Annotated in this window: 23 protein-coding genes; 6 read left to right on the forward strand and 17 right to left on the reverse strand. The window is 60.0% G+C overall.

Going from position 1 to position 25,481, the window contains the following annotated elements; all coding sequences use genetic code 11:
- Nucleotides 1-81: 81 nt before the first annotated feature.
- From lepB to lptF, 4 genes are all read right to left on the reverse strand, one after another.
- A complete protein-coding gene (gene lepB, locus ABTV29_RS26030; protein WP_110966514.1) occupies nucleotides 82-936 on the reverse strand; it encodes a signal peptidase I in 855 nt (284 codons plus the stop codon).
- 5 nt (nucleotides 937-941) lie between these two features.
- On the reverse strand, nucleotides 942-2,741 hold the full coding sequence (lepA, locus tag ABTV29_RS26035; RefSeq protein ID WP_433767445.1) for a translation elongation factor 4: 1,800 nt from the start codon (nucleotides 2,739-2,741) through the stop codon (nucleotides 942-944).
- A 171-nt stretch (nucleotides 2,742-2,912) separates the two neighbouring features.
- Nucleotides 2,913-3,974, reverse strand: a complete 1,062-nt coding sequence (gene lptG, locus ABTV29_RS26040) for an LPS export ABC transporter permease LptG (protein ID WP_433767446.1) — start codon at nucleotides 3,972-3,974, stop codon at nucleotides 2,913-2,915.
- Complete coding sequence (gene lptF / locus ABTV29_RS26045) at nucleotides 3,967-5,085, reverse strand: LPS export ABC transporter permease LptF (protein WP_433767447.1); 1,119 nt, start codon at nucleotides 5,083-5,085, stop codon at nucleotides 3,967-3,969. Before lptF ends, lptG begins: the two co-directional genes overlap by 8 nt.
- A 371-nt stretch (nucleotides 5,086-5,456) precedes the next feature.
- Between lptF and ABTV29_RS26050 the strand changes: the two genes are divergently transcribed.
- From ABTV29_RS26050 to ABTV29_RS26060, 3 genes are read left to right on the forward strand one after another with little or no spacing between them, the layout of a single operon-like run.
- On the forward strand, nucleotides 5,457-6,947 hold the full coding sequence (locus ABTV29_RS26050; RefSeq protein WP_433767448.1) for a leucyl aminopeptidase: 1,491 nt from the start codon (nucleotides 5,457-5,459) through the stop codon (nucleotides 6,945-6,947).
- A gap of 60 nt (nucleotides 6,948-7,007) precedes the next feature.
- Complete coding sequence (locus tag ABTV29_RS26055; protein ID WP_433767449.1) at nucleotides 7,008-7,436, forward strand: DNA polymerase III subunit chi; 429 nt, start codon at nucleotides 7,008-7,010, stop codon at nucleotides 7,434-7,436.
- An 8-nt stretch (nucleotides 7,437-7,444) separates the two neighbouring features.
- Nucleotides 7,445-7,834, forward strand: a complete 390-nt coding sequence (locus tag ABTV29_RS26060) for a DNA polymerase III subunit chi (RefSeq protein ID WP_433767450.1) — start codon at nucleotides 7,445-7,447, stop codon at nucleotides 7,832-7,834.
- A gap of 125 nt (nucleotides 7,835-7,959) precedes the next feature.
- Here ABTV29_RS26060 and ABTV29_RS26065 read toward each other — a convergent pair whose 3' ends face one another.
- Nucleotides 7,960-8,727 carry a sulfite exporter TauE/SafE family protein gene (locus ABTV29_RS26065; RefSeq protein WP_433767451.1) on the reverse strand — a complete coding sequence of 256 codons (768 nt, stop codon included), beginning with the start codon at nucleotides 8,725-8,727 and terminating at the stop codon, nucleotides 7,960-7,962.
- Between the two features lie 183 nt (nucleotides 8,728-8,910).
- Here ABTV29_RS26065 and xseA point away from each other — a divergent pair, with 183 nt between their 5' ends.
- Nucleotides 8,911-10,290, forward strand: a complete 1,380-nt coding sequence (gene xseA, locus ABTV29_RS26070; protein ID WP_433772027.1) for an exodeoxyribonuclease VII large subunit — start codon at nucleotides 8,911-8,913, stop codon at nucleotides 10,288-10,290.
- A 3-nt stretch (nucleotides 10,291-10,293) separates the two neighbouring features.
- Nucleotides 10,294-11,115 (forward strand): peptidoglycan DD-metalloendopeptidase family protein, encoded by an 822-nt coding sequence (locus tag ABTV29_RS26075; RefSeq protein ID WP_433767452.1) that lies wholly within the window; start codon nucleotides 10,294-10,296, stop codon nucleotides 11,113-11,115.
- 119 nt (nucleotides 11,116-11,234) lie between these two features.
- On the opposite strand, the gene ABTV29_RS26080 is transcribed toward ABTV29_RS26075, so the two are convergent.
- Entirely contained in the window at nucleotides 11,235-11,591 is a 357-nt protein-coding gene (locus ABTV29_RS26080; protein WP_433767453.1) for a hypothetical protein, read from the reverse strand.
- 392 nt (nucleotides 11,592-11,983) lie between these two features.
- Between ABTV29_RS26080 and leuA the strand changes: the two genes are divergently transcribed.
- Complete coding sequence (gene leuA, locus ABTV29_RS26085) at nucleotides 11,984-13,663, forward strand: 2-isopropylmalate synthase (RefSeq protein ID WP_433767454.1); 1,680 nt, start codon at nucleotides 11,984-11,986, stop codon at nucleotides 13,661-13,663.
- A 200-nt stretch (nucleotides 13,664-13,863) separates the two neighbouring features.
- On the opposite strand, the gene ABTV29_RS26090 is transcribed toward leuA, so the two are convergent.
- The 11 genes from ABTV29_RS26090 to ndk all read right to left on the reverse strand — a co-directional run bounded on the left by ABTV29_RS26090 (nucleotide 13,864) and on the right by ndk (nucleotide 25,394).
- Nucleotides 13,864-14,655: an amidohydrolase gene (locus tag ABTV29_RS26090; RefSeq protein ID WP_433767455.1), complete on the reverse strand. Its 792-nt coding sequence runs from the start codon at nucleotides 14,653-14,655 to the stop codon at nucleotides 13,864-13,866.
- Nucleotides 14,643-15,791, reverse strand: a complete 1,149-nt coding sequence (locus ABTV29_RS26095; protein WP_433767456.1) for a pyridoxal phosphate-dependent aminotransferase — start codon at nucleotides 15,789-15,791, stop codon at nucleotides 14,643-14,645. Before ABTV29_RS26095 ends, ABTV29_RS26090 begins: the two co-directional genes overlap by 13 nt.
- 223 nt (nucleotides 15,792-16,014) lie before the next feature.
- Entirely contained in the window at nucleotides 16,015-17,484 is a 1,470-nt protein-coding gene (gene der, locus ABTV29_RS26100) for a ribosome biogenesis GTPase Der (protein ID WP_433767457.1), read from the reverse strand.
- Between the two features lie 217 nt (nucleotides 17,485-17,701).
- Nucleotides 17,702-18,853 carry an outer membrane protein assembly factor BamB gene (bamB, locus tag ABTV29_RS26105; protein ID WP_433767458.1) on the reverse strand — a complete coding sequence of 384 codons (1,152 nt, stop codon included), beginning with the start codon at nucleotides 18,851-18,853 and terminating at the stop codon, nucleotides 17,702-17,704.
- A complete protein-coding gene (locus ABTV29_RS26110) occupies nucleotides 18,846-19,487 on the reverse strand; it encodes a tetratricopeptide repeat protein (protein WP_433767459.1) in 642 nt (213 codons plus the stop codon). The genes bamB and ABTV29_RS26110 overlap by 8 nt, the downstream gene beginning before the upstream one ends.
- Nucleotides 19,488-19,529: 42 nt before the next feature.
- Nucleotides 19,530-20,819 carry a histidine--tRNA ligase gene (hisS, locus tag ABTV29_RS26115; RefSeq protein ID WP_433767460.1) on the reverse strand — a complete coding sequence of 430 codons (1,290 nt, stop codon included), beginning with the start codon at nucleotides 20,817-20,819 and terminating at the stop codon, nucleotides 19,530-19,532.
- 37 nt (nucleotides 20,820-20,856) lie between these two features.
- A complete protein-coding gene (gene ispG, locus ABTV29_RS26120) occupies nucleotides 20,857-21,966 on the reverse strand; it encodes a flavodoxin-dependent (E)-4-hydroxy-3-methylbut-2-enyl-diphosphate synthase (protein WP_020795607.1) in 1,110 nt (369 codons plus the stop codon).
- Between the two features lie 3 nt (nucleotides 21,967-21,969).
- Nucleotides 21,970-23,019, reverse strand: coding sequence for a RodZ domain-containing protein (locus ABTV29_RS26125; RefSeq protein ID WP_433767461.1), 1,050 nt, complete (start codon nucleotides 23,017-23,019; stop codon nucleotides 21,970-21,972).
- Nucleotides 23,019-23,777, reverse strand: coding sequence for a type IV pilus biogenesis/stability protein PilW (gene pilW / locus ABTV29_RS26130; protein ID WP_433767462.1), 759 nt, complete (start codon nucleotides 23,775-23,777; stop codon nucleotides 23,019-23,021). The genes ABTV29_RS26125 and pilW overlap by 1 nt, the downstream gene beginning before the upstream one ends.
- 16 nt (nucleotides 23,778-23,793) lie before the next feature.
- Nucleotides 23,794-24,939: a 23S rRNA (adenine(2503)-C(2))-methyltransferase RlmN gene (gene rlmN / locus ABTV29_RS26135; RefSeq protein ID WP_433767463.1), complete on the reverse strand. Its 1,146-nt coding sequence runs from the start codon at nucleotides 24,937-24,939 to the stop codon at nucleotides 23,794-23,796.
- Between the two features lie 29 nt (nucleotides 24,940-24,968).
- Nucleotides 24,969-25,394 (reverse strand): nucleoside-diphosphate kinase, encoded by a 426-nt coding sequence (ndk, locus tag ABTV29_RS26140; protein ID WP_110966494.1) that lies wholly within the window; start codon nucleotides 25,392-25,394, stop codon nucleotides 24,969-24,971.
- Nucleotides 25,395-25,481: the final 87 nt, after the last annotated feature.

Here is a 25,481-nt window from a genome sequence, read left to right on the forward strand (position 1 = left end):
CATTGGCTTCATGCTTCCGGCCCCGAAATCCGTCGGTTCCAGAAATGCATTCGGCGCTGTGTTCAACAGCGCCGTGTTTGATTACTGAATCAGGCCAACCCGCGAGAAATTCGGCAAGTGACTGAGTTTGGGTTCCGGCCAGCTCATCCAGACTGCAAAGGCCTTGCCGACGATATTCTTGTCGGGAACCATGCCCAGCAGGTCCTTGGGAATGTTCGGATCATCCCAGTAGCGACTGTCGTTCGAGTTGTCGCGGTTGTCGCCCATCATGAAGTAGTGCCCGGCAGGCACGGTCCATGTACGGTCCGGCGTTGCGCGGTAGCGGCTCATTTCCTTGCGGATCAGGTGCTCGGCGGCGCCGAGTTTTTCCTTGTAGAGCTCGGCGCTGCCCAGGGTGCCCGGCTCGGAGCCAATCAACTGCTCGGCAATCGACTGCCCGTTGACGAACAGACGCTTGTCGGCGGTGTAACGAACCTGATCGCCCGGCAAACCAACGACACGCTTGATGTAGTTGACGTTCGGGTCGCTTGGATAACGGAACACCATCACATCGCCGCGTTGTGGCTCACCGACTTCGATGATCTTCTTGTCGATCACCGGCAGGCGGATCCCGTAGGAAAACTTGCTCACCAGAATGAAGTCGCCGACGTCCAGGGTCGGTTTCATCGAGCCGGACGGAATCTGGAACGGTTCCACCAGGAACGAACGCAGCACCAGCACGATGAACAACACCGGGAAGAACGATTTGCCGTACTCGACCAGCAATGGCTCCTTGTTCAGTTTCTCGACCACCACCACATCAGGCTGGCTGACGCTGCCCTCATAGGAAGCAATGGCGGCCCGCCGACGCGGCGCCAGGAACAGCAGATCGAGCAACGCCAACAGGCCGCAGACGAACACGGCGATGACCAGCAACAGCGGGAAATTTAGTGACATAGGACCTAACTATCCAACCTGAGCACGGCAAGGAAGGCTTCTTGTGGAATTTCCACGTTGCCGACCTGCTTCATGCGTTTTTTACCGGCCTTTTGCTTCTCCAGCAGTTTCTTCTTACGGCTGACGTCACCACCGTAGCATTTGGCCAATACGTTCTTTCTGAGTGCCTTGACGGTTGTACGCGCCACAATCTGACCGCCAATGGCGGCCTGGATTGCCACGTCGAACATCTGCCGCGGGATCAGGTCTTTCATCTTCTCGGTCAACTGGCGACCTTTGTAGTGCGAGTTGTCACGGTGCACGATCAACGCCAGGGCGTCGACCTTGTCGCCGTTGATCAGCACGTCCAGTTTCACCAGATTAGCCGATTGGTAACGATCGAAATGGTAATCCAGCGAAGCATAGCCGCGGCTGGTGGATTTGAGACGGTCGAAGAAGTCCAGGACCACTTCGTTCATCGGCAGGTCGTAGGTCACTTGCACCTGCGAGCCGAGGAACAGCATGTCGACCTGAACACCGCGTTTTTCGATGCACAGGGTGATGACGTTGCCCAGGTGCTCCTGCGGCACAAGGATATTGGCGCGCACGATCGGCTCGCGCATGTCTTCGATCGACGATAGATCCGGCAGCTTGGATGGGTTGTCGACGTAGATCGTCTCGCCGGTCTTGAGCAACAGCTCGAAGATTACCGTCGGCGCCGTGGTAATCAGGTCCAGGTCGTACTCGCGCTCCAGGCGCTCCTGGATGATTTCCATGTGCAACATGCCGAGGAAACCGCAACGGAAACCGAAGCCCAGGGCATCGGAGCTTTCCGGCGTGTACTGCAGCGACGAGTCATTGAGGGTGAGTTTCTGCAGTGCCTCGCGGAAATCCTCGAAATCGTCGGAGCTGACCGGGAACAGACCTGCATACACCTGCGGCTGGATGCGTTTGAAACCAGGCAGAACCTCGACGTCCGGCGTGGAGGCGAGAGTCAGGGTGTCACCCACCGGTGCACCGTGAATATCCTTGATGCTCGCGATGATGAAGCCCACTTCGCCAGCCTTGAGGTCGGCAGTAGCGGTGTGTTTCGGGTTGAATACACCGACGCTGTCCACCAGGTGGACCTTGCCGGTGGATTTGACCAGGATCTTGTCGCCTTTCTTCACGCGACCGTGACGCACACGTACCAGGGACACAACGCCCAGGTAGTTGTCGAACCAGGAGTCGATGATCAACGCTTGCAGCGGATATTCGATATTGCCGGTCGGCGCAGGAATGGTAGCAACCAGACGCTCCAGCACTTCGTCGACACCCAGGCCGGTCTTGGCGCTGCAGGTGACGGCGTCGGTGGCGTCGATACCGATGATCTTCTCGATCTCTTCCTTGACGCGCTCAGGCTCGGCCTGTGGCAAGTCGATCTTGTTCAGCACGGGCATTACTTCCAGGCCCTGCTCGATCGCCGTGTAGCAGTTGGCAACCGACTGCGCTTCAACACCTTGACCCGCATCGACCACCAGCAGCGCGCCTTCACAGGCCGCCAGCGAGCGGCTGACTTCGTAGGTGAAGTCAACGTGGCCGGGGGTGTCAATGAAGTTCAGCTGGTAGTTGATACCATCTTTGGCTTTGTAATAGAGAGTAACGCTGTGAGCCTTGATGGTGATCCCGCGCTCACGCTCAAGGTCCATGGAATCCAGTACCTGGGCTTCCATTTCACGCTCGGCCAGGCCGCCGCACATCTGGATGAAACGATCGGCCAGCGTCGACTTGCCATGGTCAATGTGGGCGATGATGGAGAAATTGCGGATATGACTCAAATCACTCACGGATCAACACTCAAAAAGGCTGCAGGCATAGCCCGCCGAAAAATAGCCGGGAATTGTACCTGATCCACGACGCAAGCGTCACGTTCGCAGGTCAGACGGCACATACAAAAACGCCCCGGTCTTGCGACAGGGGCGTTTTCAAATGAGGCATAAGCCGCAAATGGCTGATTCTTAACCGGCTCGGCGCAACAGCCAGAGCCCCGCCACGGCGCAAATACCGGCCGGCACCAGTACCGCAAACAACGGCGAAAAGCCAAACACCAGGCTAGACGGCCCCAGCAAATCCTGGGCGATGCGGAAGGTGAAACCCACCAGCACGCCGGTAAACACGCGCTGACCGAGGGTTACCGAGCGCAACGGACCGAAGATGAAGGAAATCGCCATCAGCACCAGGGCGGCGGTGACCAGCGGCTGCAACACCTTGACCCAAAAAGCCAGCCAGTAACGGCCGTTATTCAGGCCCTGATCCGCCAGATAGTGGATGTACCCCCACAGCCCCGAAATCGACAGCGCTTCGGGCGCCATGACCACCGTACTCAGCAATTGCGGGCTCAACGCCACATCCCAGCGCTCGACCGGTGTGTTGACCACTTCAGTGCTGCGTTCGTGAAACACCGTGGTGGTGACATCGCTCAACTGCCAGTGATCCGTCTGGAATTCGGCACGCTTGGAGAAGCTGGACGACAGCATGTGCCGTTCCTTGTCGAAGTGATAACGCGTCACGCCGTACAGAATACCGTTGGGTTGCACGGAGTTGACGTGAATGAACTCGTCACCCTGACGGTGCCACATGCCGTGCTTGGCACTTTGTGCGTCGCCACTGCCCTGGGCCAGCGAACGGTTGGCTTGCGCCATGCTTTCGGTGGCCGGCGCAACGTATTCGCCAATCAACACCCCCACCACCATCAGCACCAGCATCGGCTTCATCACTGCCCAGACGATCCGCCCAACCGAAACCCCGGCCGCACGCATGATGGTCAGTTCGCTGTTGCTGGCCAGACTGCCGAGACCGATCAGGCAACCAATCAGCGCGGCCATCGGCAGCATGTCGTACAGACGGCGCGGCGCAGTCAGCAATACATAACTGAGGACATCGACCAGGGTGTAGGTACTACTGGCTTCGCCCATCTCATCGATGAACGCAAACAAGGTCGCCAGACCGAGAATGATCCCCAGCACCGCAAGGATCGCCATGAACACGCTGCTACCGATATAGCGGTCGAGCTTAACCACGGGCCACCTCCAGCGCGGCGCGACGGCTCGCCAGCTTCAACTGCAAGGGTTCCCAGTAGAGCAGACCCAGGCCGATGACCAGGAACAAGCTGTGTACCCACCACAGACCGAGCGCGGCTGGAATCTTGCCCTTTTCGAGGGCGCCGCGAGCGGCAATCAGGATGGTCAGGTAAGCCATATAAAGAAGAATCGCCGGTAGCAGCTTGAGGAAACGGCCCTGACGCGGATTGACCCGCGACAGCGGCACCGCCATCAGGGTCACGATGAACACCAGCAACGGCAAGGACAGGCGCCACTGCAGCTCGGCTCGCATACGGATGTCCTGGCTGGCCATCAAGGTCGCGGTCGGCATGGCATCACGGTCGGTGACTTCTTCGCTGACTTCCGGCTTGGGCAGCAGAACGCCGTATTCCTGGTAATGGATCGCGCGGTAATCGGCCTGCCCCGGGTTTCCGTCATACCGGTAGCCGTTGTCGAGAATCAGGTAGCGATTGCCGTCAGGGCGGATTTCCTGGCGCCCCTTCTCAGCCACCAGCACCGAAATCCCGCGGTCCTTATTATCGGAAGAGAGGTTTTTTTGCGAAATGAATACACCGGAGAGATTGATGCGGTCATCCGACAGCTGCTCGGTGTAAGTCACCCGGGTACCGTCACGCAGGGCCTGAAAACGGCCTGGCTCAAGGGTATCGAATTCGGTCAGGGCATCCTGCTTGTTCAGCAGCAGCTGGAACTGATTGGCCCCTTGCGGTGCCAGGCCCAGGCTCAACCATGCAACCACCAGTGCCACCAGGGTGGCCGGGAACAGGGTCATGCGAAACAGTCGTTGCTGGCTCATGCCCGTGGCCGACAGCACGGTCATTTCGCTTTCGAGGTACAGGCGACCGTAGGACAACAGGATCCCGAGGAACAGGCCCAGCGGCAGGATCAGCTGTAAAAATCCCGGCAGGCGATAGCCCATGATGAGGAACAACGAGCTCGGATCCAACTGGCCAGAAGCCGCTTGCGCGAGGTATTTGATGAAGCGTCCGCTCATGATGATGACCAGCAGCACGGCGCTGACAGCGCTCAAGGTCAACAGGACTTCGCGGGATAGATAACGGAAGACGATCAAACCAGACACTCCAGGGTTGTCAGGCTAAGGCGGCCAAACAAGCAAACACATCAGACAGCCCGCAGGGCAGAGCTGCTGAAAAAAAGATGGCGCATTATCCTGTGATTGGGTGCGCCTGTCACTTCGCAATGCATTGGCGAGCGCGTCGCCGACAATAACGCGGCAAGCCGCAAACCCCGTGACAGCCTCGGGTTCTTCACAGGCAAGCCCGCCCCCACAATCGTATTGACGAGGGTTGTCAGGCGCCATTGGCGAGGTTCAAACTGCGGCCTTCGCCGTCGGCCATTGCTGGCGCCTATCTATTTATAAGCAAGCGACGCACACCCAGTAGCGAGCGCTTGCGAGTTGACCATCAATTCAGGGATCCGGACATGGAACTGGTTGTAAAAAGTGTTAATGCGCAAACGTTGAAGACCGCCACGCTGGTGGTCGCCGTCAGCGAAGGCCGCAAGCTCGGCGCCACAGCCACACAACTCGACGAACTCAGCGGCGGCGCGATCAGCGCTGTTCTCAAGCGCGGCGACCTGTCCGGCAAAGTCGGCCAGAGCCTGCTGCTGCACAGCCTGCCAAACCTGAAGGCCGACCGCGTCTTGCTGGTGGGTGTAGGCAAGGATGAAGAATTGGGCGACCGCCCGTTCCGCAAGATCGTCGCCGGCGTGCTCAATACCCTCAAAGGCCTGGGTGGCAGCGATGCGGTACTGGCCCTGGACGAAATCGTGGTCAAGGGTCGCGACAGCTACGGCAAGACCCGCCTGCTGGCCGAAACCCTGGTGGACGGCGAATACCAATTCGACCAGTTCAAGAGCCAGAAGGCCGAACCACGCGCCCTGAAGAAAATCACCCTGCTGACCATCAAGGCCGCTCAGGCTGAAGTGCAGCGCGCCGTGACTCACGCCACCGCGATTGCAAACGGCATGGCCTTCACCCGCAACCTGGGCAACCTGCCGCCGAACATCTGCCACCCGACCTTCCTCGGCGAGCAGGCGAAAAACCTCGGGAAGGAATTCAAGGATCTGAAAGTCGAAGTCCTCGACGAGAAGAAGATCAAGGCACTGGGCATGGGCTCGTTCTACGCCGTTGGCCAGGGCAGCGCCCAGCCGCCGCGCCTGATCGTCATGCAATACAACGGCGGCAAGAAATCCGAGAAGCCGTACGCACTGGTCGGCAAGGGCATCACCTTCGACACCGGCGGCATCAGCCTCAAGCCGGGTGCCGGCATGGATGAAATGAAATACGACATGGGCGGCGCCGCCAGCGTGTTCGGCACCCTGCGTGCCGTGCTCGAACTGAAGCTGCCGATCAACCTGGTGTGCATCCTGGCCTGCGCCGAGAACATGCCGAGCGGCACCGCTTCGCGTCCGGGCGACATCGTCACCACCATGAGCGGCCAGACCGTGGAAATCCTCAACACCGACGCCGAAGGCCGTCTGGTGCTGTGCGACGCCCTCACCTACTCCGAGCGCTTCAAGCCACAGGCAGTGATCGACATCGCCACCCTGACCGGCGCCTGCGTGGTTGCACTGGGTTCCCACACTTCGGGCCTTCTGGGCAACAACGACGAACTGATCGGCCAACTGCTGAGCGCCGGCAAGGCCGCCGACGACCGCGCCTGGCAACTGCCGCTGTTCGATGAATACCAGGAGCAACTGGACAGTCCGTTCGCCGACATCGCCAACATCGGCGGTCCGAAAGCCGGCACCATCACCGCGGCCTGCTTCCTGTCGCGTTTCACCAAGAACCTGAACTGGGCGCACCTGGACATCGCCGGCACGGCCTGGACCAGCGGCGGCAAGGACAAGGGCGCCACTGGCCGTCCGGTTCCCCTGCTGACCCAATACCTGCTGGACCGCGCCAAAGCCTGAAACCGATGACCTTGGGCGGCGTTGCCTTCGGGCACCGCCGCCCTTGGCTCAGGAACCGCAATGACCAAAGTCGACTTCTATATCCTGCCCAGCGCCGATCCTTCGGCACGCCTGGATTTTGCCTGCAAGCTCACGGAAAAGGCCTGGCGCATGGGCCATCGTGTCTACCTGCACTGCAGCGACGCCGCCCAGCGCGATGATCTCGATGCACGCCTGTGGGCATTCAAGGGCGAAAGCTTCGTGCCCCACGGCCCAGCCGAAAGCGAACCGGACAGTTTGATCGTGTTGGGGCTGGGCGATGACTGCGGTCAACATGAGGATTTGCTGGTCAACCTCGACCTCAAGGTCCCGGCCTTTGCCCAACGCTTTGCCCGTGTGGCGGAAGTGGTGGTCGAAGATCCGGTGATCCGCCAGGCCGCGCGGGAGAGTTTCCGTTTCTACCGCGAACAGGGCTATCCTCTGCAAGATCACCGTTTACAGCGACTCTGAGCATTCCGATGGACACTCCAAAACCGCTGCAAAAGTCCGCGCACCTGCTGGACGACCTCGAGTCGATCCGCCAATTGCTCGGCGATGACAACCTGCAACCGCCGCTGCTGACCGACACGGTCGAAGCGGGCGACCAGGAACAGATTCCGATGCTGTTCGACGCCGTCAGCGAACCCGCACCGACCGTCGCACCCGCCCCGCCCAAGCCCGCTGCCGAACCGGCACCGAGCGCCAACAAAAACGCCGATGCGCAGCTGTACCTCGACACCGAACTGCGCGCCGCTGCGCAGCTGATCATGCAAGACGTGATCGACGACTTCGCACCGCACATCGAAACCGAGATCAAGCGCCGCCTGAGTGCGCGGCTTGAACGGTTGTTGAGTCAGTACAACGATTGAGCTTTGACTTGTAGGAGCGGGCTTGCTCGCGAATAACCTGAACGATAACGCGTAAAACCAGATGCCCAGTGGCGCTCCTGGTTTCTTCGCGAGCAAGCTCGCTCCTACAGAACAGCCGATCTCGCTCAAATGCTCAAATAACGACCGATCAACGCAACCCCGCTCGCCAGCACCAACCACGTCACCAGCCGCACAAAAGCTTCGCGCGACAAGCGCCTGGTCAAACGCCGGCCGCCCCACAGCCCCAACGCCATGGCCGGCAGCAAGCACGCCGCCAGCACCAGCAAAGGCAAATCGGCATACACCCCCGCAACAGCGAACAGACTCAAGCGCACCACCGTGCTGCAACTGATCAGCGCGCTTTGGGTCGCCCGGGCTTCGTCCTTGGGCAGTCGACTGTTCAGATAAATCGCGTACAAAAAGCCGCCACTGCCAAACAAGGCGCCGAACATCCCGCCCACCGTGCCCATTGGCACCGCCCAAACAGCCGACAACTGCGCCGGACGGGCTTTTATCCACAGGCTGTAAATCGCATAGGCGCTGATAAACAGCCCCATCAACAGCAGCAAAAGGTCAGATTTCAGATTCAGCAGAAAAATCACCCCCAGAGTGCAGCCAACCGCCATGCACGGCAGCAGCCGTAGCAGCTCGGGCCTGGCCACATCCCGGCGCGAAGGAAGCAGATTGCCGAACGCCGCCACGAAATCCAGCAGCACAAGCAACGGCACGATTTTCGACAAGGGCATGAACAGAATCAGAATCGGCCCGGCCACCAGCGCGGTGCCGAAACCAGCGATACCGAACACGATGTAGGCCAGGGCGATGCCTAGCCCGATCACCAGCCAATCCACGGTGCCGAAAGGCCATTGGCTCAACAACTCAAGCACACTCACTCCCCCTCTTCCCTGAGTACCGTCGACGACTTTACCCCTGTGGGAGCGAGCCTGCTCGCGAATACCGATTAAAATTCAACGCAGCAGCGACTGACACTACGCTTTCGCGAGCAGGCTCGCTCCCACAAGGGATTTGCGCGGGCTCATGGAGATTGATCATCGAATGCCTTTATCATGCGCCCCATGATTAAAGATCCCTTTGCAAGACTCGGCCTGGACCGCGAAGTCCTGACCGTCAGCCAACTCAACGGCCGCGCGCGGGTGTTGCTCGAAGACGTGTTCAGCAATATCTGGGTCGAAGGCGAAATCTCCAACCTCGCCCGCCCGGCGTCCGGCCACGTGTATTTCACCCTCAAGGACAGCGGTGCCCAAGTGCGTTGCGCACTGTTCCGGCAGAACGCCGCACGGGTGCGCCAGGCGCTGAAAGACGGCCTGGCGGTCAAGGTGCGGGGCAAAGTCTCACTGTTCGAGGGACGCGGCGATTATCAGCTGATCCTCGACACCGTGGAGCCAGCCGGCGATGGCGCCCTGCGCCTGGCCTTCGATGCCTTGAAGGAAAAGCTCAACGCCGAAGGCCTGTTCAGTGCAGAACGCAAAGTGCCACTGCCAGCGCATCCGCAACGCATCGGCATCATCAGTTCGCCAACCGGCGCGGTGATCCGCGACATCATCAGTGTGTTCCGGCGCCGTGCGCCTCAGGTGCAATTGACGCTGATCCCCACTGCGGTACAGGGCCGCGAAGCCACGGCACAGATTGTCCGTGCACTGAAACTGGCGGACGCCCGTGGCTTCGACGCGCTGATCCTGGCCCGGGGTGGTGGTTCGCTGGAAGATCTCTGGTGTTTCAACGAAGAAGCCGTGGCCCGCGCCGTGGACGCCTGCGTGACGCCAATCGTCAGCGCTGTCGGCCATGAAACCGATGTGTCGATCAGCGACTTCGTCGCCGACGTTCGCGCTCCCACGCCTTCTGCTGCCGCCGAACTGCTGGCCCCGGACTCCAGCGATCTGGTGCGCAGGGTCGAAAGCCTCCACCGTCGGCTGGTGATGCGCATGCGCGACCGCCTGATGCGTGATCGGCTGCGTCTGGAGGGCATCTCCCGCCGGCTGCGGCATCCCGGCGAACGCCTGCGCCAGCAAGCGCAACGCCTGGACGATCTGGACATGCGCCTGCGCCGGGCCTTCGAGCGCAACCTCAATACCCGTCGCGAACGCTTGATCCGCCTGGAAACCCGCCTGACGGGACAGCACCCGGGCCGGCAACTGGCGATGCTGCGTCAACGCCTGGACAGCCTTGCCGAACGCCTGCCCCGGGCCATGCGCGAGGGCCTGAAAAGCCGGCGCCTGCAACTGCAAAGCCAGATGCAGACGCTGCATGTGGTCAGCCCGCTGGCGACGCTCGGTCGTGGTTACAGCATTCTGCTGGACGAGCGTGGCAACGCGATTCGCAACGCCGGGCAAACCCATACCGGCCAGCGCCTGAAGGCCAAGCTGGGTGAAGGCGAACTGCAAGTGCGGGTCGAAGACAATCACCTGACACCCGTCACCCTTTCTCTACTGGATTAATCCATGCCGCGCTTTCTAGCTTCGCTTCTATTGCTGTGCCTGACGCTAAACGCCCACGCCGACAGCTACATTACGCGCCTGTTGAACAAACCGGTGCCGGGTGGCGTAGCCGTGGTGGATCTGGGCGCTGCGGCGCAGGCACCGAAAACCAGCTACCAGGGCAAGCCGGTGCTGGTGGTCAAGGAGCAGAACAACTGGCTGGCCATTGTCGGCGTGCCATTGACGGTCAAGCCGGGTGCACAGTCCATCAGCAGCGGCGGCCGAAACCTCAGCTTTACCGTCGGCAACAAGAAATACCCGGAACAGCGCATCACCCTGAAAAACACCCAACAGGTCAATCCCGACCCGGACAACCTCAAGCGCATCGAGCGAGAACTGGCCGAGCAGATCGCTGCTTACCGCACGTTCAGCCCGAATACGCCGAGCAATCTGCTGCTGGACAAGCCCGTCAACGGGCCACTGTCGAGCAAGTTCGGTGTGCGCCGTTTCTTCAACGGTGAAGAGCGCAATCCCCACTCGGGCCTGGATTTTGCCGTTCCCGCCGGTACACCGATCAAGACCCCGGCAGCGGGCAAGGTGATCCTGATCGGCAATTACTTCTTCAACGGCAATACGGTTTTTGTCGACCACGGCCAAGGCTTCATCAGCATGTTCTGCCATATGTCGAAAATCGATGTGAACGTCGGCCAGCAACTGGCCCGCGGTGCCGTGGTCGGCAAGGTCGGGGCGACGGGCCGGGCGACCGGGCCGCATATGCACTGGAACGTGAGCCTTAACGATGCGCGGGTGGATCCGGCGATTTTCATCGGGGCGTTTCAGCCTTAGTTTTTCGGCGAGGCTGTTGGCCTCTTCGCGGGCAAGCCCGCTCCCACATTTGATCTGTGGCGTTCACAAAACCAATGTGGGAGCGGGCTTGCTCGCGAAGGCGGCATCACTGACACCGCCTATTCCGCCTCCAGATCCTCAATCCCGTGGACTTCCCGATCCGCCAGACAATGCCTGACCCACTCCTGCGTCTCCGCTGAAAACCACGTCAACTCTTCAGCCGTAATCAACTCCCGCGCACAAAGCCCGAGCAGATGCGAGCGCGCTTCATGGCGTGAAAACCTGAACACGCCAAACGCCCAATACAGCTCTTTTTGCCCGCTTTTGAGCAACTCCTCGCTGGCTTCGATCCGTTCGTAAGGCGCAATACTCTGGTCCAGCACGATCTTTTCGACCTCCGCCAGGATCCGGGTACACATTCGCTCGTGAGCCACCGGGCGCAACACGCAATACTGTTTCCAATCGGATTCGTTCATTGCCGTCTCCCGCTTGCCAATCGAGGCTTTCAAGAAGAATAGCCCCGGCTGCAAGGCAGGCGGCGCTCAAACCACCGATTGCGCATCGTCCAATCCGCGCGCAAGCAACCTGAAGATCAGACTTGTTTAGAGCAATAAAATCTCGATAAACAGATCACAGCGAGTATTCCTCTCATTTTTTTTTGACTGCTTGCCATCCTCCCCCCTCAAGGTTAGGGTTGAAGACATGAAAACCTCTCACACCCTCATCCAGCTCCGTCAGCATCGCAGCCTGTGCCTTGTCAGCGCACGACTGCCGGGCTGAATCGCGGCACCTCGTCCTACGCTTTATCCAGAACATTCGATCCACCGGCAGGCCGCCTTTTTTCGGCCCACACAATAAGGATTTCCCGATGAGCATGCTCAAAGACCCGTCTTCGAAATACCGCGCGTTCCCGACCATCAATCTTCCGGATCGCACCTGGCCGTCGAAAACCATCACCGCCGCCCCGATCTGGTGCAGCTCCGACCTGCGTGATGGCAACCAGTCGCTGATCGAACCGATGGACTCTGCCAAGAAGCTGCGCTTCTGGAAAACCCTGGTGCAGGTCGGCGTGAAAGAAATCGAAGCCTCCTTCCCGTCCGCCTCGCAGACCGATTTCGACTTCGTTCGCACCCTGATCGAAGACGGTCATATCCCGGACGACACCACCATCCAGGTATTGACCCAGGCACGTGAAGATTTGATCGCGCGTACTTTCGAATCCCTGCGTGGCGCGAAAAAAGCCATCGTTCACCTGTACAACGCCACTTCTCCTTCTTTCCGCCGCATTGTCTTCAACCAGGACCTGGAAGGCGTCAAGGAAATCGCCGTGAACGCGGCCAAGCTGTTCGTCAAATATGCCGCCCAGCAGCCGGAAACCGAGTGGACCTTCCAGTACTCCCCGGAAACCTTCAGCGCCACCGAACTGGAGTTCGCCAAGGAAGTCTGCGACGCGGTGATCGAAGTCTGGAACCCGACGCCCGAGCGCAAGATCATCCTCAACCTGCCGGCCACCGTCGAATGCGCGACCCCGAACATCTATGCCGACCAGATCGAATGGTTCGGCCGTCACATCAATCGTCGTGACAGCGTGATCATCAGCCTGCACACCCACAACGACCGTGGCACCGGCGTGGCCGCCACCGAACTGGGACTGATGGCCGGCGCCGACCGCGTCGAAGGCTGCCTGTTCGGCAACGGCGAGCGTACCGGTAACGTCGACCTGGTGACCGTGGCACTGAACATGTACACCCAGGGCCTCGACCCTCAGCTGGACTTCTCCGACATCGACGGCGTGCGCAAGGTCGTCGAAGAATGCAACCAGATCCAGGTACACCCACGTCATCCGTACGTCGGCGACCTGGTCCACACCGCGTTCTCCGGCTCCCACCAGGATGCGATCCGCAAGGGCTTTGCCCAGCAGAAACCGGACGCCCTGTGGGAAGTGCCGTATCTGCCGATCGACCCGGCCGACATCGGTCGCAGCTACGAGGCAGTCATCCGCGTCAACAGCCAGTCGGGCAAAGGCGGTATCGCCTACCTGCTGGAGCAGGAATACGGTATCAGCCTGCCGCGTCGCATGCAGATCGAGTTCAGCCAGGTCGTGCAGCGTGAAACCGATCGCCTGGGCCTGGAAATGACCGCCCAGCAGATCCACGCCCTGCTGCACAGCGAGTACCTGCAAGCCAACGCCCCTTACGCGCTGGTCAGCCACCGTCTGCAGGAAGAAAACGGCCACAGCGCCGTCGAAGTGGAAGTCGCCAGCCAAGGCCAGGGTGAAACCAACCTGCACTGGCGCGGCAAGGGCAATGGCGCCCTGGAAGCGCTCGTTGCCGGCCTGCCGGTACCGGTGGAAATCATGGACTACAACGAACACGCCATCGGCGCGGGCACCAATGCCAAGGCTGCGGCCTACATTGAACTGCGTGTGAACGGCGAACGTGCAGTGCACGGCGTTGGCATCGATGAAAACATCACTACCGCCAGCTTCAAGGCGCTGTTCAGTGCACTGAACCGCTCCCTGAGCCAGCCGGAAGCGAAAGCGGCGTAACCTTCGCTGCAATACAAAAGGCCCCGGGGTGTAAACCTCGGGGCCTTTTTGCTTGTCCGCCCTTTTGGGCTGCCTGTGCCGCCCTCTTCGCGGGCAAGCCCGCTCCCACAGGTTTTCTGGTGGACACAAAATTTGAGTACACAGCGATCACTTTGGGAGCGGGCTTGCCCGCGAAGAGGCCAGTTCAGACAGTAGAGATATCAGGTGAACTCGAAAGTATCCGCATCCAGATTCGCCGGAAACCTTGTGCGATAAGCCGCCAGTTCCGCCGCATCCAGTTCCACCTTGAACACCCCGTCCGCGTCTCCGGCGCTGAGCAGCGTCTCACCCTGGAAATCCAGCACCTGACTGTCGCCGGTATAGGCAAAACCTTTCCCGTCAGTCCCGACGCGGTTCACTGCCGCCACATAACACAGGTTTTCAATGGCCCGCGCCGGCAACAGACGATTCCAGTGCTGGCGACGCGCCCCCGGCCAGTTGGCGGTGTACAGCAGAAGGTCCGTGTCCTGGGCATCACGGCTCCACACCGGGAAGCGCAGGTCGTAGCAAATCAATGGCCGCACCCGCCAGCCCTTGAGTTCGAACTGCACCTGACGCTCGCCGGGGGTGTAGTGATTGTGCTCACCGGCCATGCGGAACAGATGGCGTTTGTCGTAGTGCAAGACCTCGCCATCCGGCCGCGCCCACAGCAGGCGGTTGCGATGACTGCCATCGGCGGCCTGCACGATGACGCTACCGGTGATCACTGCATCCAGCTTCGCCGCCTGAACCCGCAGCCATTTGCTGGTGGGGCCGTTTTCCGCCTCGGCCAGCGCCTCGGATTCCATCGAGAAACCGGTGGTGAACATCTCCGGCAGGATGATCAGGTCAGCCCCCCGAGCCTGTTCCAGCAACGGCTCGAAATGCGCCAGGTTGGCTTGACGGTCGTGCCACACCAGGGTCGTTTGCACCAGCGCGACGGTCAATTTCGGCAAGGCACTCAAATCACGCATAGTTTTTCCGCTGCTTCACGCAGGGTCTCCTCGCGTTTGGCGAAACACAGCCGTACAAGGCGCTGGCCGGCCGGCGGCGTCTGGTAGAACACCGAAATCGGAATGCTCGCCACGCCGTGCTCACGGGTCATCCACAGCGCCATTTCGACGTCATTGAGGTCCGGACGGATCTGCGAGTAATCGACCAACTGGAAGTAGGTGCCGGCGACACGGGTGAAACTGAAGCGCGACGGCACCAGCAGATCGCAGAACAGGTCGCGCTTGGCCTGATAGAACGCGGGCAACTCTTTCACGTGCTCCGGATGCTCGGCCATGAAGTCGGCCAGAGCGTATTGCAGCGGTGTCACGCCGCAGAAGCTCACGTACTGGTGCACCTTACGCAGCTCCGCCGTCAGGGCCGGTGGCGCGACCACGTAGCCGGTTTTCCAGCCTGTGACGTGGTAGGTCTTGCCGAACGAGCTGACCACGAAGGCGCGCTGATACAGCTCCTCATGATTCAACACACTGACATGAGGTACACCGTCGAATACCAGATGTTCGTAGACCTCATCGCTGACCAGATAAATATCGCGATCACGAATCAGGTCCGCCAGCTGATCCAGCTCGGCGCGGCTGATCAGTGCCCCGCTCGGGTTGTGCGGGGTGTTCAGCACAATCATCCGCGTGCGCGGTGTGATGGCCTCGGCCAGCTTCTGGAAGTCGATGGAGAAATCACTCAGCCCCAGTTGCACATGCACGCAACGACCGCCGGCCAGCTCAACAGACGGCTCGTAACTGTCGTAGGACGGATCGAACACGATCACTTCGTCGCCGTTGTGGATAACGGCCTGGATCGCGCAGAAGATCGCTTGCGTGGCGCCGGGGGTGATGGTCACTTCGTTGTCGGCATCGACAGCTACGCCGTAGCTGCGGGCGATCTTCGCCGCCACTTGTTGACGCAGCAATGGCAGGCCGGTCATCGGTGAGTACTGGTTGTGGCCATTGGCAATGTGCTTGCCGACGGCATCGCACAGCGCCTGCGGGGCATCGAAATCAGGGAAACCCTGGGACAGATTGATCGCCCCGCTCGAAGCCGCGAGCTGAGACATCTGAGTGAAGATGGTGATGCCGACATTCGGCAACTTACTGGTGATCATCGGTGATTCCCTGCTCTACACCCGGCTCTGACGCGGCGCGGGAGAGCCCGAGGATAGCCCAAACGGCAGGCATGAAAAAGGGCGCATAAAGCGCCCTTTGTTCAACCCGGATCCTGTGGGAGCGTGGCTTGCCCGCGATGAACGATAACGCGGTACATCTGATGCACCGCAGCGTTGCCATCGCCAGCAAGCTCGCTCCCACAGGAGCCGCTAAAGTCGTGGATCAGCGCTTGTCGCGGCGCTTCTTCTCGGCTTTCTTGTGGTGCGACATCAAGCGACGCTTCTTGTTGACCTGGCGGTCGGTCAGCGTGTTCTTGTTGCCTTCGTACGGGTTCTCGCCGCCCTTGAACTCGATGCGGATCGGCGTACCGACCAGCTTCAGGACACGACGGTAAGTGTTTTCCAGGTAACGGACGTAGGACTTCGGCACCTTCTCGATCTGGTTACCGTGAATCACGATGATCGGCGGGTTCGCGCCCCCCAGGTGGGCATAACGCAGCTTGATCCGGCGACCGTTGACCATAGGCGGCTGGTGCTCGCTGACCGCGTCTTCGAGGATCTGGGTCAGACGGCTGGTCGGCCAGCGGGTAACCGCCGACTTGAACGAGTTCTGCACCGAAGCGTAGAGGTTGCCCACGCCCGTGCCATGCAAGGCCGAAATGAAGTGGATGTCGGCAAAGTCGACGAAGAACAGCCGGCGTTCCAGCTCGATCTTCACATAGTCACGCTCGCCCGGGGTCATGCCGTCCCACTTGTTGAGCGCGATGACCAGTGCACGACCGGCCTCGAGGGCAAAGCCCAGCAGGTTGAGGTCGTGGTCCACCACGCCTTCGCGGGCGTCCATCACGAAGATCACCACGTTGGCGTCTTTGATCGCTTGCAGGGTTTTGACCACGGAGAACTTTTCGACTTCTTCGTGGATCTTGCCGCGCTTGCGCACACCGGCGGTGTCGATCAGCGTGTACTTCTCTTCGTTACGCTCGAAGGGGATGTAGATACTGTCGCGAGTGGTGCCGGGCTGGTCATAAACGATGACTCGCTCTTCACCGAGCATGCGGTTGACCAGGGTCGACTTGCCGACGTTCGGACGGCCGATGATGGCGATCTTGATCCCGTCTTTTTCGCTTGGGCCAGGAATGCGCTTGGCTTCTTCGCCTTCGGCAACTTCCTCTTCCTCGCCCTCTTCCGGCTCATCGTCGTCTTTCGGGAAGTCGCTCAGGGCGATTTCCAGCAACTGGGTGATACCACGACCGTGGGCGCCGGCGATCGGGATCGCATCGCCCATACCCAGCGGGGAGAATTCGGCACGGGCCATTTCAGGATCGATGTTGTCGACCTTGTTCGCGACCACGTGGGAACGCTTGTTACGCTTGCGCAAGTGCTCGGCGATCATCTGGTCGGCGGCGGTGAAACCGGCCTTGGCATCTACCAGGAACAGAACGACATCTGCTTCTTCAATGGCCAGCAGCGACTGCTCGGCCATTTTTTCGTCCATACCATGCTCGTCACCGGAGATACCGCCGGTGTCGATCAGAATGTAGGAACGCCCTTGCCACTTGGCCTCACCGTACTGGCGATCACGGGTCAGACCGGACAAGTCGCCGACGATGGCGTCACGAGTCCTGGTCAGGCGGTTGAACAAGGTGGACTTGCCGACGTTCGGTCGACCCACCAGGGCGATTACGGGAACCATGCGGCTCTCCACTTCGTTATTTCAGAAAATACAAAAGCCGCTGCGTGGCAGCGGCTGGTGCTCGGGGCAATCACTGTAGGAGCGAGCTTGCTCGTGAAAAACGCAAAAGCACCGCGTTTATTCAGACAGCAAACGTATTCGTTGACGTCCATCGCGAGCAAGCTCGCTCCTACAAGTGAAGCAGCCTGGGGGATTAACCCCAAGCATAGTCAAACCTTTACTTAATGGTCAGGGCTTCCAGTTTGCCGCTGTTGCCATACACATAAATCGTGTCACCCACCACCAGCGGACGGGCACGCAGGCCGTCGCTGTCGATGCGTTCACGGCCGACGAAACGACCGTCCACCTGACTCAGCAGGTGCAGGTAACCTTCCAGGTCACCCACTGCAACGTAGCTGGAGAACACTTCCGGTGCCGACAGTTGACGGCGGGCCAGCGAGTCGTTGCTCCACAGGGCAGTGGTGGAACGCTCATCGACGCCTTCAACGGTGCCCGAAGCCAGGCTCACGTAAACGCTGCCGAAACCCTGGGCGACACCGGCGTAGCTGGAGGCATCACGCTGCCACAGCTGACGGCCGCTTTGCAGATCGAGCGCCGCAACGCGACCCTGATAGCTTGCGACATAGATCGTCTCGCCGGACAACAGCAAGCCGCCATCGATATCGACAACACGCTCCAGCTCCGAACGACCTTGCGGGATGGCTACACGCTGTTCCCACACCGGCACGCCGTTGGAAATGTTGAGCGCGACCACTTTACCGGTCGAAAAGCCAGCCACCGCCAGGCGGTTGGTGACGATCGGCGCACTGGTACCACGCAGGGTCAGTACGGCAGGCGTGTTGTCATACAGCCAGCGCTGGTTGCCGGTGGCAGCATCCAGGCCGATCAGACGATCGTCCTGGGTTTGAACCACCACCACGTCACCGTTGTTGGCCGGTGGCGCGAGGACTTCGCTGGACACGCGAGCGCGCCATTTCTCTTCGCCGTTGATGGCATCCAGGGCAACGATTTCACCCTTGATCGTACCGATCGTCAGCAGGCCGTAACCGACGCCGACGGCACCGGAAACAGGCAGTTCGAGATCTTTTTTCCACTTGACGTCGCCGCTGCTGCGATCCAGCGCCATCACCACACCGGTCACGTCGGCAGCGTAGATGGTGTCGCCATCGATCGCCGGAACCAGCATGTTGTAGGTTTCGCCCTGACCGTCACCGATCGAACGACTCCACTGCTTCTTCAGAACCACTTCTTCCTTGAAATCGGTCAGTTCGGCCGGCGGCAGTTCTTTCTTGCTGTTGCTGCTGCAACCCGCGGCCAGAATGGCCAGAGCCAGCAATGCTGCATGTTTCCAACGGATCACGTCACGCATCCCCTTTGGCCAGGTCGTCCAGCTTGATTTGTAGGCCACCGACCGCCGCTTCATCCGACAGTGCCGCCTTGGCTTTTTGATAGGCCGCGTGCGCTTCATCGGTACGACCCAACTGAACCAGCAGGTCGCCCTTGAGTTCTTCGCGAGTAGCCAGGAATGCCTTGTCGGCATCGCCTTCCAGCAGTTTCAAGGCTTCATCGACCTTGTTCTGCGCAGCCAGCACCTGAGCCAGGCGCTGACGGGCGATTTCGCCCAGTGCTGCGTTGGCCGGCTTGGCAGTTATGGCTTTCAGCTCGCTGGCTGCGTCATCCAGCTTGCCGCTGTCGACGGCGACTTTCGCCACGAACAGGCTGCCGTACTGCGCATAGGCGCTGCCGGCGAACTCACTGTTGAGCTTGCCCGCCAGATCCGAGACGCGGGCCGCATCCGGCTTGCCGTCAGGCGTCAGTGTGGTTTCCAGCAATTGCTGATAGAGCATCGAGGCGCCTTGCGACTGGTTGCTCTGATACTTCTGGAACGCCTGCCAGCCGAATACGATGACCAGCGCCAACAGGCCGCCAGTAACCAGGGGCTTGCCGTTGCGTGACCACCATTCCTTCAAATCCGCCAGCTGTTCCTCTTCGGTACTCGACACCCCAATACTCCTTAATCGCTAATTCGGCTGTTTATGACAGCTTCAACCCTGCACGACGCAGGTGGCCAGGTGTGCAGCAAGCGCATCCCAGGCAATGCTTTGTTGTTCGCCCTGGCCACGCAGGGGTTTGAAACCTACCACTTGCTGGGCCATCTCGTCGTCACCGAGGATCAGTGCATACAGCGCACCGCTCTTGTCGGCTTTCTTGAACTGGCTTTTGAAGCTGCCGGCGCCGGCGTTTACTTGCAGACGCAGGTTGGGCAACTGGTCACGCACACGCTCGGCCAACGCCAGACCGGCCAGTTCGGCCGCTTCACCGAAGGCACAGAGATAGACATCGACCTGACGGGAAATCTCTTCCGGGATCTGCTCCAGGGTTTCCAGCAGCAGGACCAGGCGTTCGATGCCCATGGCGAAACCCACGCCGGCAGTCGGCTTGCCGCCCATCTGCTCGACCAGGCCGTCGTAACGACCACCGGCACACACGGTGCCCTGGGCGCCGAGTTTGTCAGTGACCCATTCGAAAACGGTTTTGCTGTAGTAGTCCAACCCGCGAACCAGCTTCGGGTTGATGACATAAGGAATGCCGGCAGCGTCCAGACGAGCCTTCAGACCCTCGAAGTGCACGCGGGACTCTTCGTCGAGGTAATCGGCCATCTTCGGCGCATCGACCAGGATCGCCTGGGTTTCGGCGTTCTTGGTGTCGAGTACGCGCAGCGGGTTGGTCTTCAGGCGGCGCTGGCTGTCTTCGTCCAGTTTGTCCAGGTGCTGCGACAGGAACGCGACCAGTGCTTCGCGATAACGGCCACGGGACTCGCTGGTGCCCAGGCTGTTGAGCTCGAGCTTGACCGCATCACGGATGCCCAGCTCGCCCCAGAGGCGCCAGGTCAGCACGATCAGTTCGGCATCGATGTCCGGACCGTCGAGGTTAAACACTTCGACACCGATCTGGTGGAACTGGCGATAACGGCCTTTCTGCGGACGCTCGTGGCGGAACATCGGGCCGATGTACCAGAGCTTCTGCACCTGGCCACCACCGGTGATGCCGTGTTCGAGCACGGCACGCACGCAGGCAGCGGTGCCTTCAGGGCGCAGGGTCAGGGAGTCGCCGTTGCGATCGTCGAAGGTGTACATCTCTTTTTCGACGATGTCGGTCACTTCACCGATGGAGCGCTTGAACAGCTCGGTGAACTCGACGATCGGCATGCGGATCTGCTTGTAACCGTAGTTATCCAGCAGACGCGAAACGGTGCCTTCGAAATGACGCCACAGGGGAGTCTGTTCGGGCAGGATGTCGTTCATGCCACGAATGGCTTGCAGAGACTTGCTCACTTTAAATCCTTAAATTCGTTCGGCTCGTTAGTCCGGCTCAGCCACGCGCGATGACGGCAGCGTCAGCTTCGACCTTTTCGGCCGCTTTCTCGCGGATCAAGCGTTCAAGCTCATCCACCAGATTGTCATTCGTCAGTTTCTGCGACGGCTTGCCGTCGATGTAAATCAGGTTTGGTGTGCCGCCGGTCAAGCCGATATGGGCTTCCTTGGCTTCACCCGGGCCGTTGACCACGCAACCGATCACCGCGACATCCAGCGGCACCAGCAGGTCTTCGAGGCGCCCTTCCAGTTCGTTCATGGTCTTGACCACATCGAAGTTCTGCCGCGAGCAGCTCGGGCAGGCGATGAAGTTGATGCCACGGGAACGCAGGTGCAGGGATTTGAGAATGTCGTAGCCGACTTTCACTTCCTCGACCGGGTCGGCCGCCAACGAGATGCGAATAGTATCGCCAATCCCTTCGGCGAGCAGCATACCGAGGCCCACCGCGGATTTCACCGTGCCTGAGCGCAAACCACCGGCTTCGGTGATGCCCAGGTGCAACGGCTGGACGATTTCCTTGGCCAGCAGGCGATACGCCTCGACCGCCATGAACACATCGGAAGCTTTCACGCTGACCTTGAAGTCCTGGAAGTTCAGGCGCTCAAGGTGCTCGACGTGACGCAGGGCAGACTCGACCAACGCAGCCGGAGTCGGCTCGCCGTATTTCTTTTGCAGGTCTTTTTCCAGGGAGCCGGCGTTGACCCCGATGCGAATCGGAATCCCGCGATCACGGGCGGCATCGACCACGGCGCGTACACGATCTTCACGACCGATGTTGCCCGGGTTGATGCGCAGACAGTCGACGCCAAGCTCGGCGACGCGCAGCGCGATGCGGTAGTCGAAATGGATATCGGCTACCAACGGCACCTTGACCAGTTGCTTGATCTTGCCGAAGGCCTCGGCGGCGTCCATGTCCGGTACGGATACCCGAACGATATCGACGCCGGCCGCTTCCAGCCGATTGATCTGCGCCACGGTGGCAGCAACATCATTGGTATCGCTGTTGGTCATGCTCTGCACAGCGATAGGCGCATCGCCACCGACAGGCACATTACCGACCCAGATCTTGCGCGACTCGCGACGTTTGATTGGAGATTCGCCGTGCATGACTTATTGACCCAACTTCAGGCGAGCAGTCTCGCCACTGGTGAAAGGAGCAACATCAACCGCCTGGCCGTTGTAGCTGACCTGCGCGCCACGGGCGTAGCCCAGGCGGACGGCGAACGGTGGCTTGCCATTGACGGAAAGGCTGTCGCCTTTGCGCTTGAGACCGCTGAACAGCACCTTGCCGCCACCGTCTGTCACTTGCGTCCAGCAATCGGCAGTGAATTGCACTTGTACTTGACCCTGGCCGGCAACCGGAGCTGCTGGAGCAGCGGCAGGGGCTGGCGCCGGGGTAGCAGGAGCAATCGGAGCGGTGACGGCCGGTGCTGGTACGGCGGGAACCGCCGGGGCCGGAGTTGCAGGTGTCGCAGCAACCGCAGGAGTGTTGTGCACTGGAGCCGCAGGCGCTGGAGCAGGAGCGACGGGCGCTGCCGGTGCCGGAGCTTGTTGAGATTGAGCTTCCGCTGGTGCCTCAGTCGAGGTCTCGGCCTTCGGCAAAGCCAACGCAGTCGAGTTGTCAGCCTCGCCCTCGGCGACCGCCTGATCTTCCGGCTCGTCCAGCGGATGAATCTGGGTGGTGCCGTCAGCGCCTTCGACTTCAACGTGCTCGGGGCTCAGGCTGACCAGATCCTTGGTGCGCAGCGAGGTCTGGTCCTGCCACCAGACAAAGCCGCCACCAATCACTGCAACCAGCAGCAACAGGCTGACGATGCGCAAAATAGTGTGGGAAACCCGCACCGGCTCTTCGATACGCCCCAGGCTATGGACGTTGCTGCCCTGGGAGTCGGTGCCGGTGGATTGGTCGAATTGCTGAACCAGAACGGCCTGGTCCATGCCGAGCAATTTGGCATAGGCGCGAATATAGCCGCGGGCGAAGGTATGCCCTGGCAGCTTGTCGAAAGCGCCGGCTTCCAGATTACTCAGGGAATTGACGGTGAGGTTGAGCTTGAGGGCCACTTCGGCCAGCGACCAGCCATTGCTTTCGCGGGCCTGGCGCAAGGTCTCACCGGGGTTAACGCGATTCGCTGCTACAACTTCGGGATGCGCCGCTTTCATCATTGCTCCGACAGGTATTGCTGATATTCCGGTGTACCCGGATAGAGTCGTTTTAGTTGCAGGCCATAACTGGCGGCCTTGTCGCGATCTTCGAACACTTTTGCCAGCCGAACGCCGAGCAATAGACTACGTGCATTTTGCTCGGCAAGCAGGCTGAAACGATCGTAATAGTCACGCGCGGGCACATAATGCCTGTCTTCGTAAGACAACTCAGCCATTTCCAGCAAGGCACGTGGCTGTTGTCGATTCAAACGCAGGGCTTTTTCCAGTTGCTGCTGCGCAAGGTCACGCTGGCCCAGCATCGCAGCGGTCATGCCGAGGTTCTCGAACACCCGCGAACGCTCAGGATACAGGGTATCGGCAGCGGCCTGCTCAAAGCGCTCGTAGGCTTCCTTGTAACGTTTCTGCTCGTAAAGAAAACTGCCGTAGTTATTGAGGATTCGTGCATCGGCGGGACGGGAGGACAGCGCCTTGCGGAAGTGTTGGTCAGCCAGTTCCGGCTCCATCTCGGCCTGGAACACCAGCCCCAGTGCCGCATTGGCATCCGCATCCGCGTCATCCAGCTCCAGCGCCTTCTTCAGCGGTACTTTCGCCCGCTCGGTCATGCCCTGCTGCAGATAACCGATGCCCAGTTGCACATACGCCTCACGCGCTTCGTCGCGGCCCTTGCTGGTCTTCATGGGGTTGTAATCACCCGAAAGAACACAGCCAGCACACAGGCTGGCCAATAACAAAAGCAGCGCAAAGCGCAGGGACATAGAGATCCTCTCTTGATTACTTGTTCGCGGCGTTCACGGCCATATCGTTGTCGGCGCTCAACTCGCGCACGGCGATATAACGTTCGCTGCGACGGGTGCGATCCATCACCTGCCCTACCAATTGACCACAAGCGGCGTCGATGTCTTCACCACGGGTGGTGCGGACGGTGACGTTGAAACCTGCATGATGCAGCTGATCCTGGAACCGACGAATGGCATTGTTGCTCGGCCGCTCGTACCCGGAGTGCGGGAACGGGTTGAAAGGAATCAGGTTGATCTTGCACGGGACGTTCTTGAGCAATTCGATCATTTCGACCGCGTGCTCGACCTTGTCGTTCACGTCCTTGAGCAAGGTGTATTCGATGGTCAGTACACGCTTTTCGCCCAGGGACGACATGTAGCGCTGGCACGATTCGAGCAGCATCTTAAGCGGATACTTCTTGTTGATCGGCACCAATTGGTTACGCAATGCGTCATTCGGTGCGTGCAGCGACAACGCCAGGGAGACGTCGATGTGCTTGGCCAGCTCATCGATCATCGGCACCACGCCCGAAGTGGACAGGGTCACGCGGCGCTTGGAAATGCCGTAGCCCAGGTCATCCATCATCAGATGCATGGCGGCAATGACGTTGTCGAAGTTCAGCAGCGGCTCACCCATGCCCATCATCACCACGTTGGTGATGGCACGGTCGACGGTCGCCGGGACGCTGCCAAAGGATTTGTTGGCAATCCACACCTGGCCGATGACTTCGGCGGCGGTGAGGTTGCTATTGAAGCCTTGCTTGCCGGTGGAGCAGAAACTGCAGTCCAGGGCACAGCCTGCCTGGGACGAAACGCACAAGGTGCCGCGCTTGCCCTGGGGAATGTACACGGTCTCGACGCAGCTGCCGGACGCCACGCGCACGACCCACTTGCGGGTACCGTCGCTGGAGATGTCCTCGCTGACCACTTCCGGACCACGAATTTCGGCAACAGCCTTGAGCTTCTCGCGCAAGGCCTTGCCGACGTTCGTCATGGCGTCGAAATCATCGACGCCAAAGTGGTGAATCCATTTCATTACCTGACCGGCACGGAAACGCTTCTCCCCGATTGAGTCGAAGAATTTTTCCATTTCCGGCTGGGTGAGCCCCAGCAGGTTGGTTTTAACAGTCGATGTAGTCATGGATTCACCTTCACTCTTTAAGCCAATGCTTAGCGAGTGGTTACTTCAGTAGCTGCGAAGAAGTATGCGATTTCGCGAGCGGCAGCGGCTTCGGAGTCCGAACCGTGTACAGCGTTGGCGTCGATGGATTCAGCGAAGTCAGCACGGATGGTGCCGGCAGCAGCTTCTTTAGGGTTGGTAGCGCCCATCAGCTCACGGTTGCGAGCGATAGCGTTTTCACCTTCCAGAACCTGAACGACAACCGGACCGGAAGTCATGAAGGCAACCAGGTCACCGAAGAAACCACGCTCTTTGTGCTCAGCGTAGAAACCTTCGGCTTCGGCTTTGGACAGTTGCTTGATTTTCGAAGCGACGATGCGCAGGCCAGCGTCTTCGAAACGAGTGGTGATCTTGCCGATCACGTTTTTGGCAACGGCGTCAGGCTTGATGATGGAGAAAGTACGTTGAACAGCCATGGTGTAACTCCAGAAACGGTAATGTGCGAAAAATTAAACCCGCGAATTATACGCGGGTTCTCGGGTATTGCCTAACCTGCGGCGTGG

Source organism: Pseudomonas putida (genome assembly GCF_050989985.1).
GTDB classification, from domain to species: domain Bacteria; phylum Pseudomonadota; class Gammaproteobacteria; order Pseudomonadales; family Pseudomonadaceae; genus Aquipseudomonas; species Aquipseudomonas putida_AI.

Bases quoted from the DNA above. Each gene is read 5' to 3' on its own strand.
- ABTV29_RS26055 (WP_433767449.1), top strand. From the start codon at position 7,008: ATGACCAAAGTCGACTTCTATATCCTGCCCAGCGCCGATCCTTCGGCA.
- der (WP_433767457.1), bottom strand. From the start codon at position 17,484: ATGGTTCCCGTAATCGCCCTGGTGGGTCGACCGAACGTCGGCAAGTCC.
- ABTV29_RS26090 (WP_433767455.1), bottom strand. From the start codon at position 14,655: ATGCGTGATTTGAGTGCCTTGCCGAAATTGACCGTCGCGCTGGTGCAA.
- bamB (WP_433767458.1), bottom strand. From the start codon at position 18,853: ATGCGTGACGTGATCCGTTGGAAACATGCAGCATTGCTGGCTCTGGCC.
- leuA (WP_433767454.1), top strand. From the start codon at position 11,984: ATGAGCATGCTCAAAGACCCGTCTTCGAAATACCGCGCGTTCCCGACC.
- ABTV29_RS26080 (WP_433767453.1), bottom strand. From the start codon at position 11,591: ATGAACGAATCCGATTGGAAACAGTATTGCGTGTTGCGCCCGGTGGCT.
- pilW (WP_433767462.1), bottom strand. From the start codon at position 23,777: ATGTCCCTGCGCTTTGCGCTGCTTTTGTTATTGGCCAGCCTGTGTGCT.
- ispG (WP_020795607.1), bottom strand. From the start codon at position 21,966: ATGCACGGCGAATCTCCAATCAAACGTCGCGAGTCGCGCAAGATCTGG.
- ABTV29_RS26075 (WP_433767452.1), top strand. From the start codon at position 10,294: ATGCCGCGCTTTCTAGCTTCGCTTCTATTGCTGTGCCTGACGCTAAAC.
- ABTV29_RS26125 (WP_433767461.1), bottom strand. From the start codon at position 23,019: ATGAAAGCGGCGCATCCCGAAGTTGTAGCAGCGAATCGCGTTAACCCC.
- ndk (WP_110966494.1), bottom strand. From the start codon at position 25,394: ATGGCTGTTCAACGTACTTTCTCCATCATCAAGCCTGACGCCGTTGCC.
- ABTV29_RS26050 (WP_433767448.1), top strand. From the start codon at position 5,457: ATGGAACTGGTTGTAAAAAGTGTTAATGCGCAAACGTTGAAGACCGCC.
- ABTV29_RS26060 (WP_433767450.1), top strand. From the start codon at position 7,445: ATGGACACTCCAAAACCGCTGCAAAAGTCCGCGCACCTGCTGGACGAC.
- rlmN (WP_433767463.1), bottom strand. From the start codon at position 24,939: ATGACTACATCGACTGTTAAAACCAACCTGCTGGGGCTCACCCAGCCG.
- lepB (WP_110966514.1), bottom strand. From the start codon at position 936: ATGTCACTAAATTTCCCGCTGTTGCTGGTCATCGCCGTGTTCGTCTGC.
- ABTV29_RS26095 (WP_433767456.1), bottom strand. From the start codon at position 15,791: ATGATCACCAGTAAGTTGCCGAATGTCGGCATCACCATCTTCACTCAG.
- xseA (WP_433772027.1), top strand. From the start codon at position 8,911: ATGATTAAAGATCCCTTTGCAAGACTCGGCCTGGACCGCGAAGTCCTG.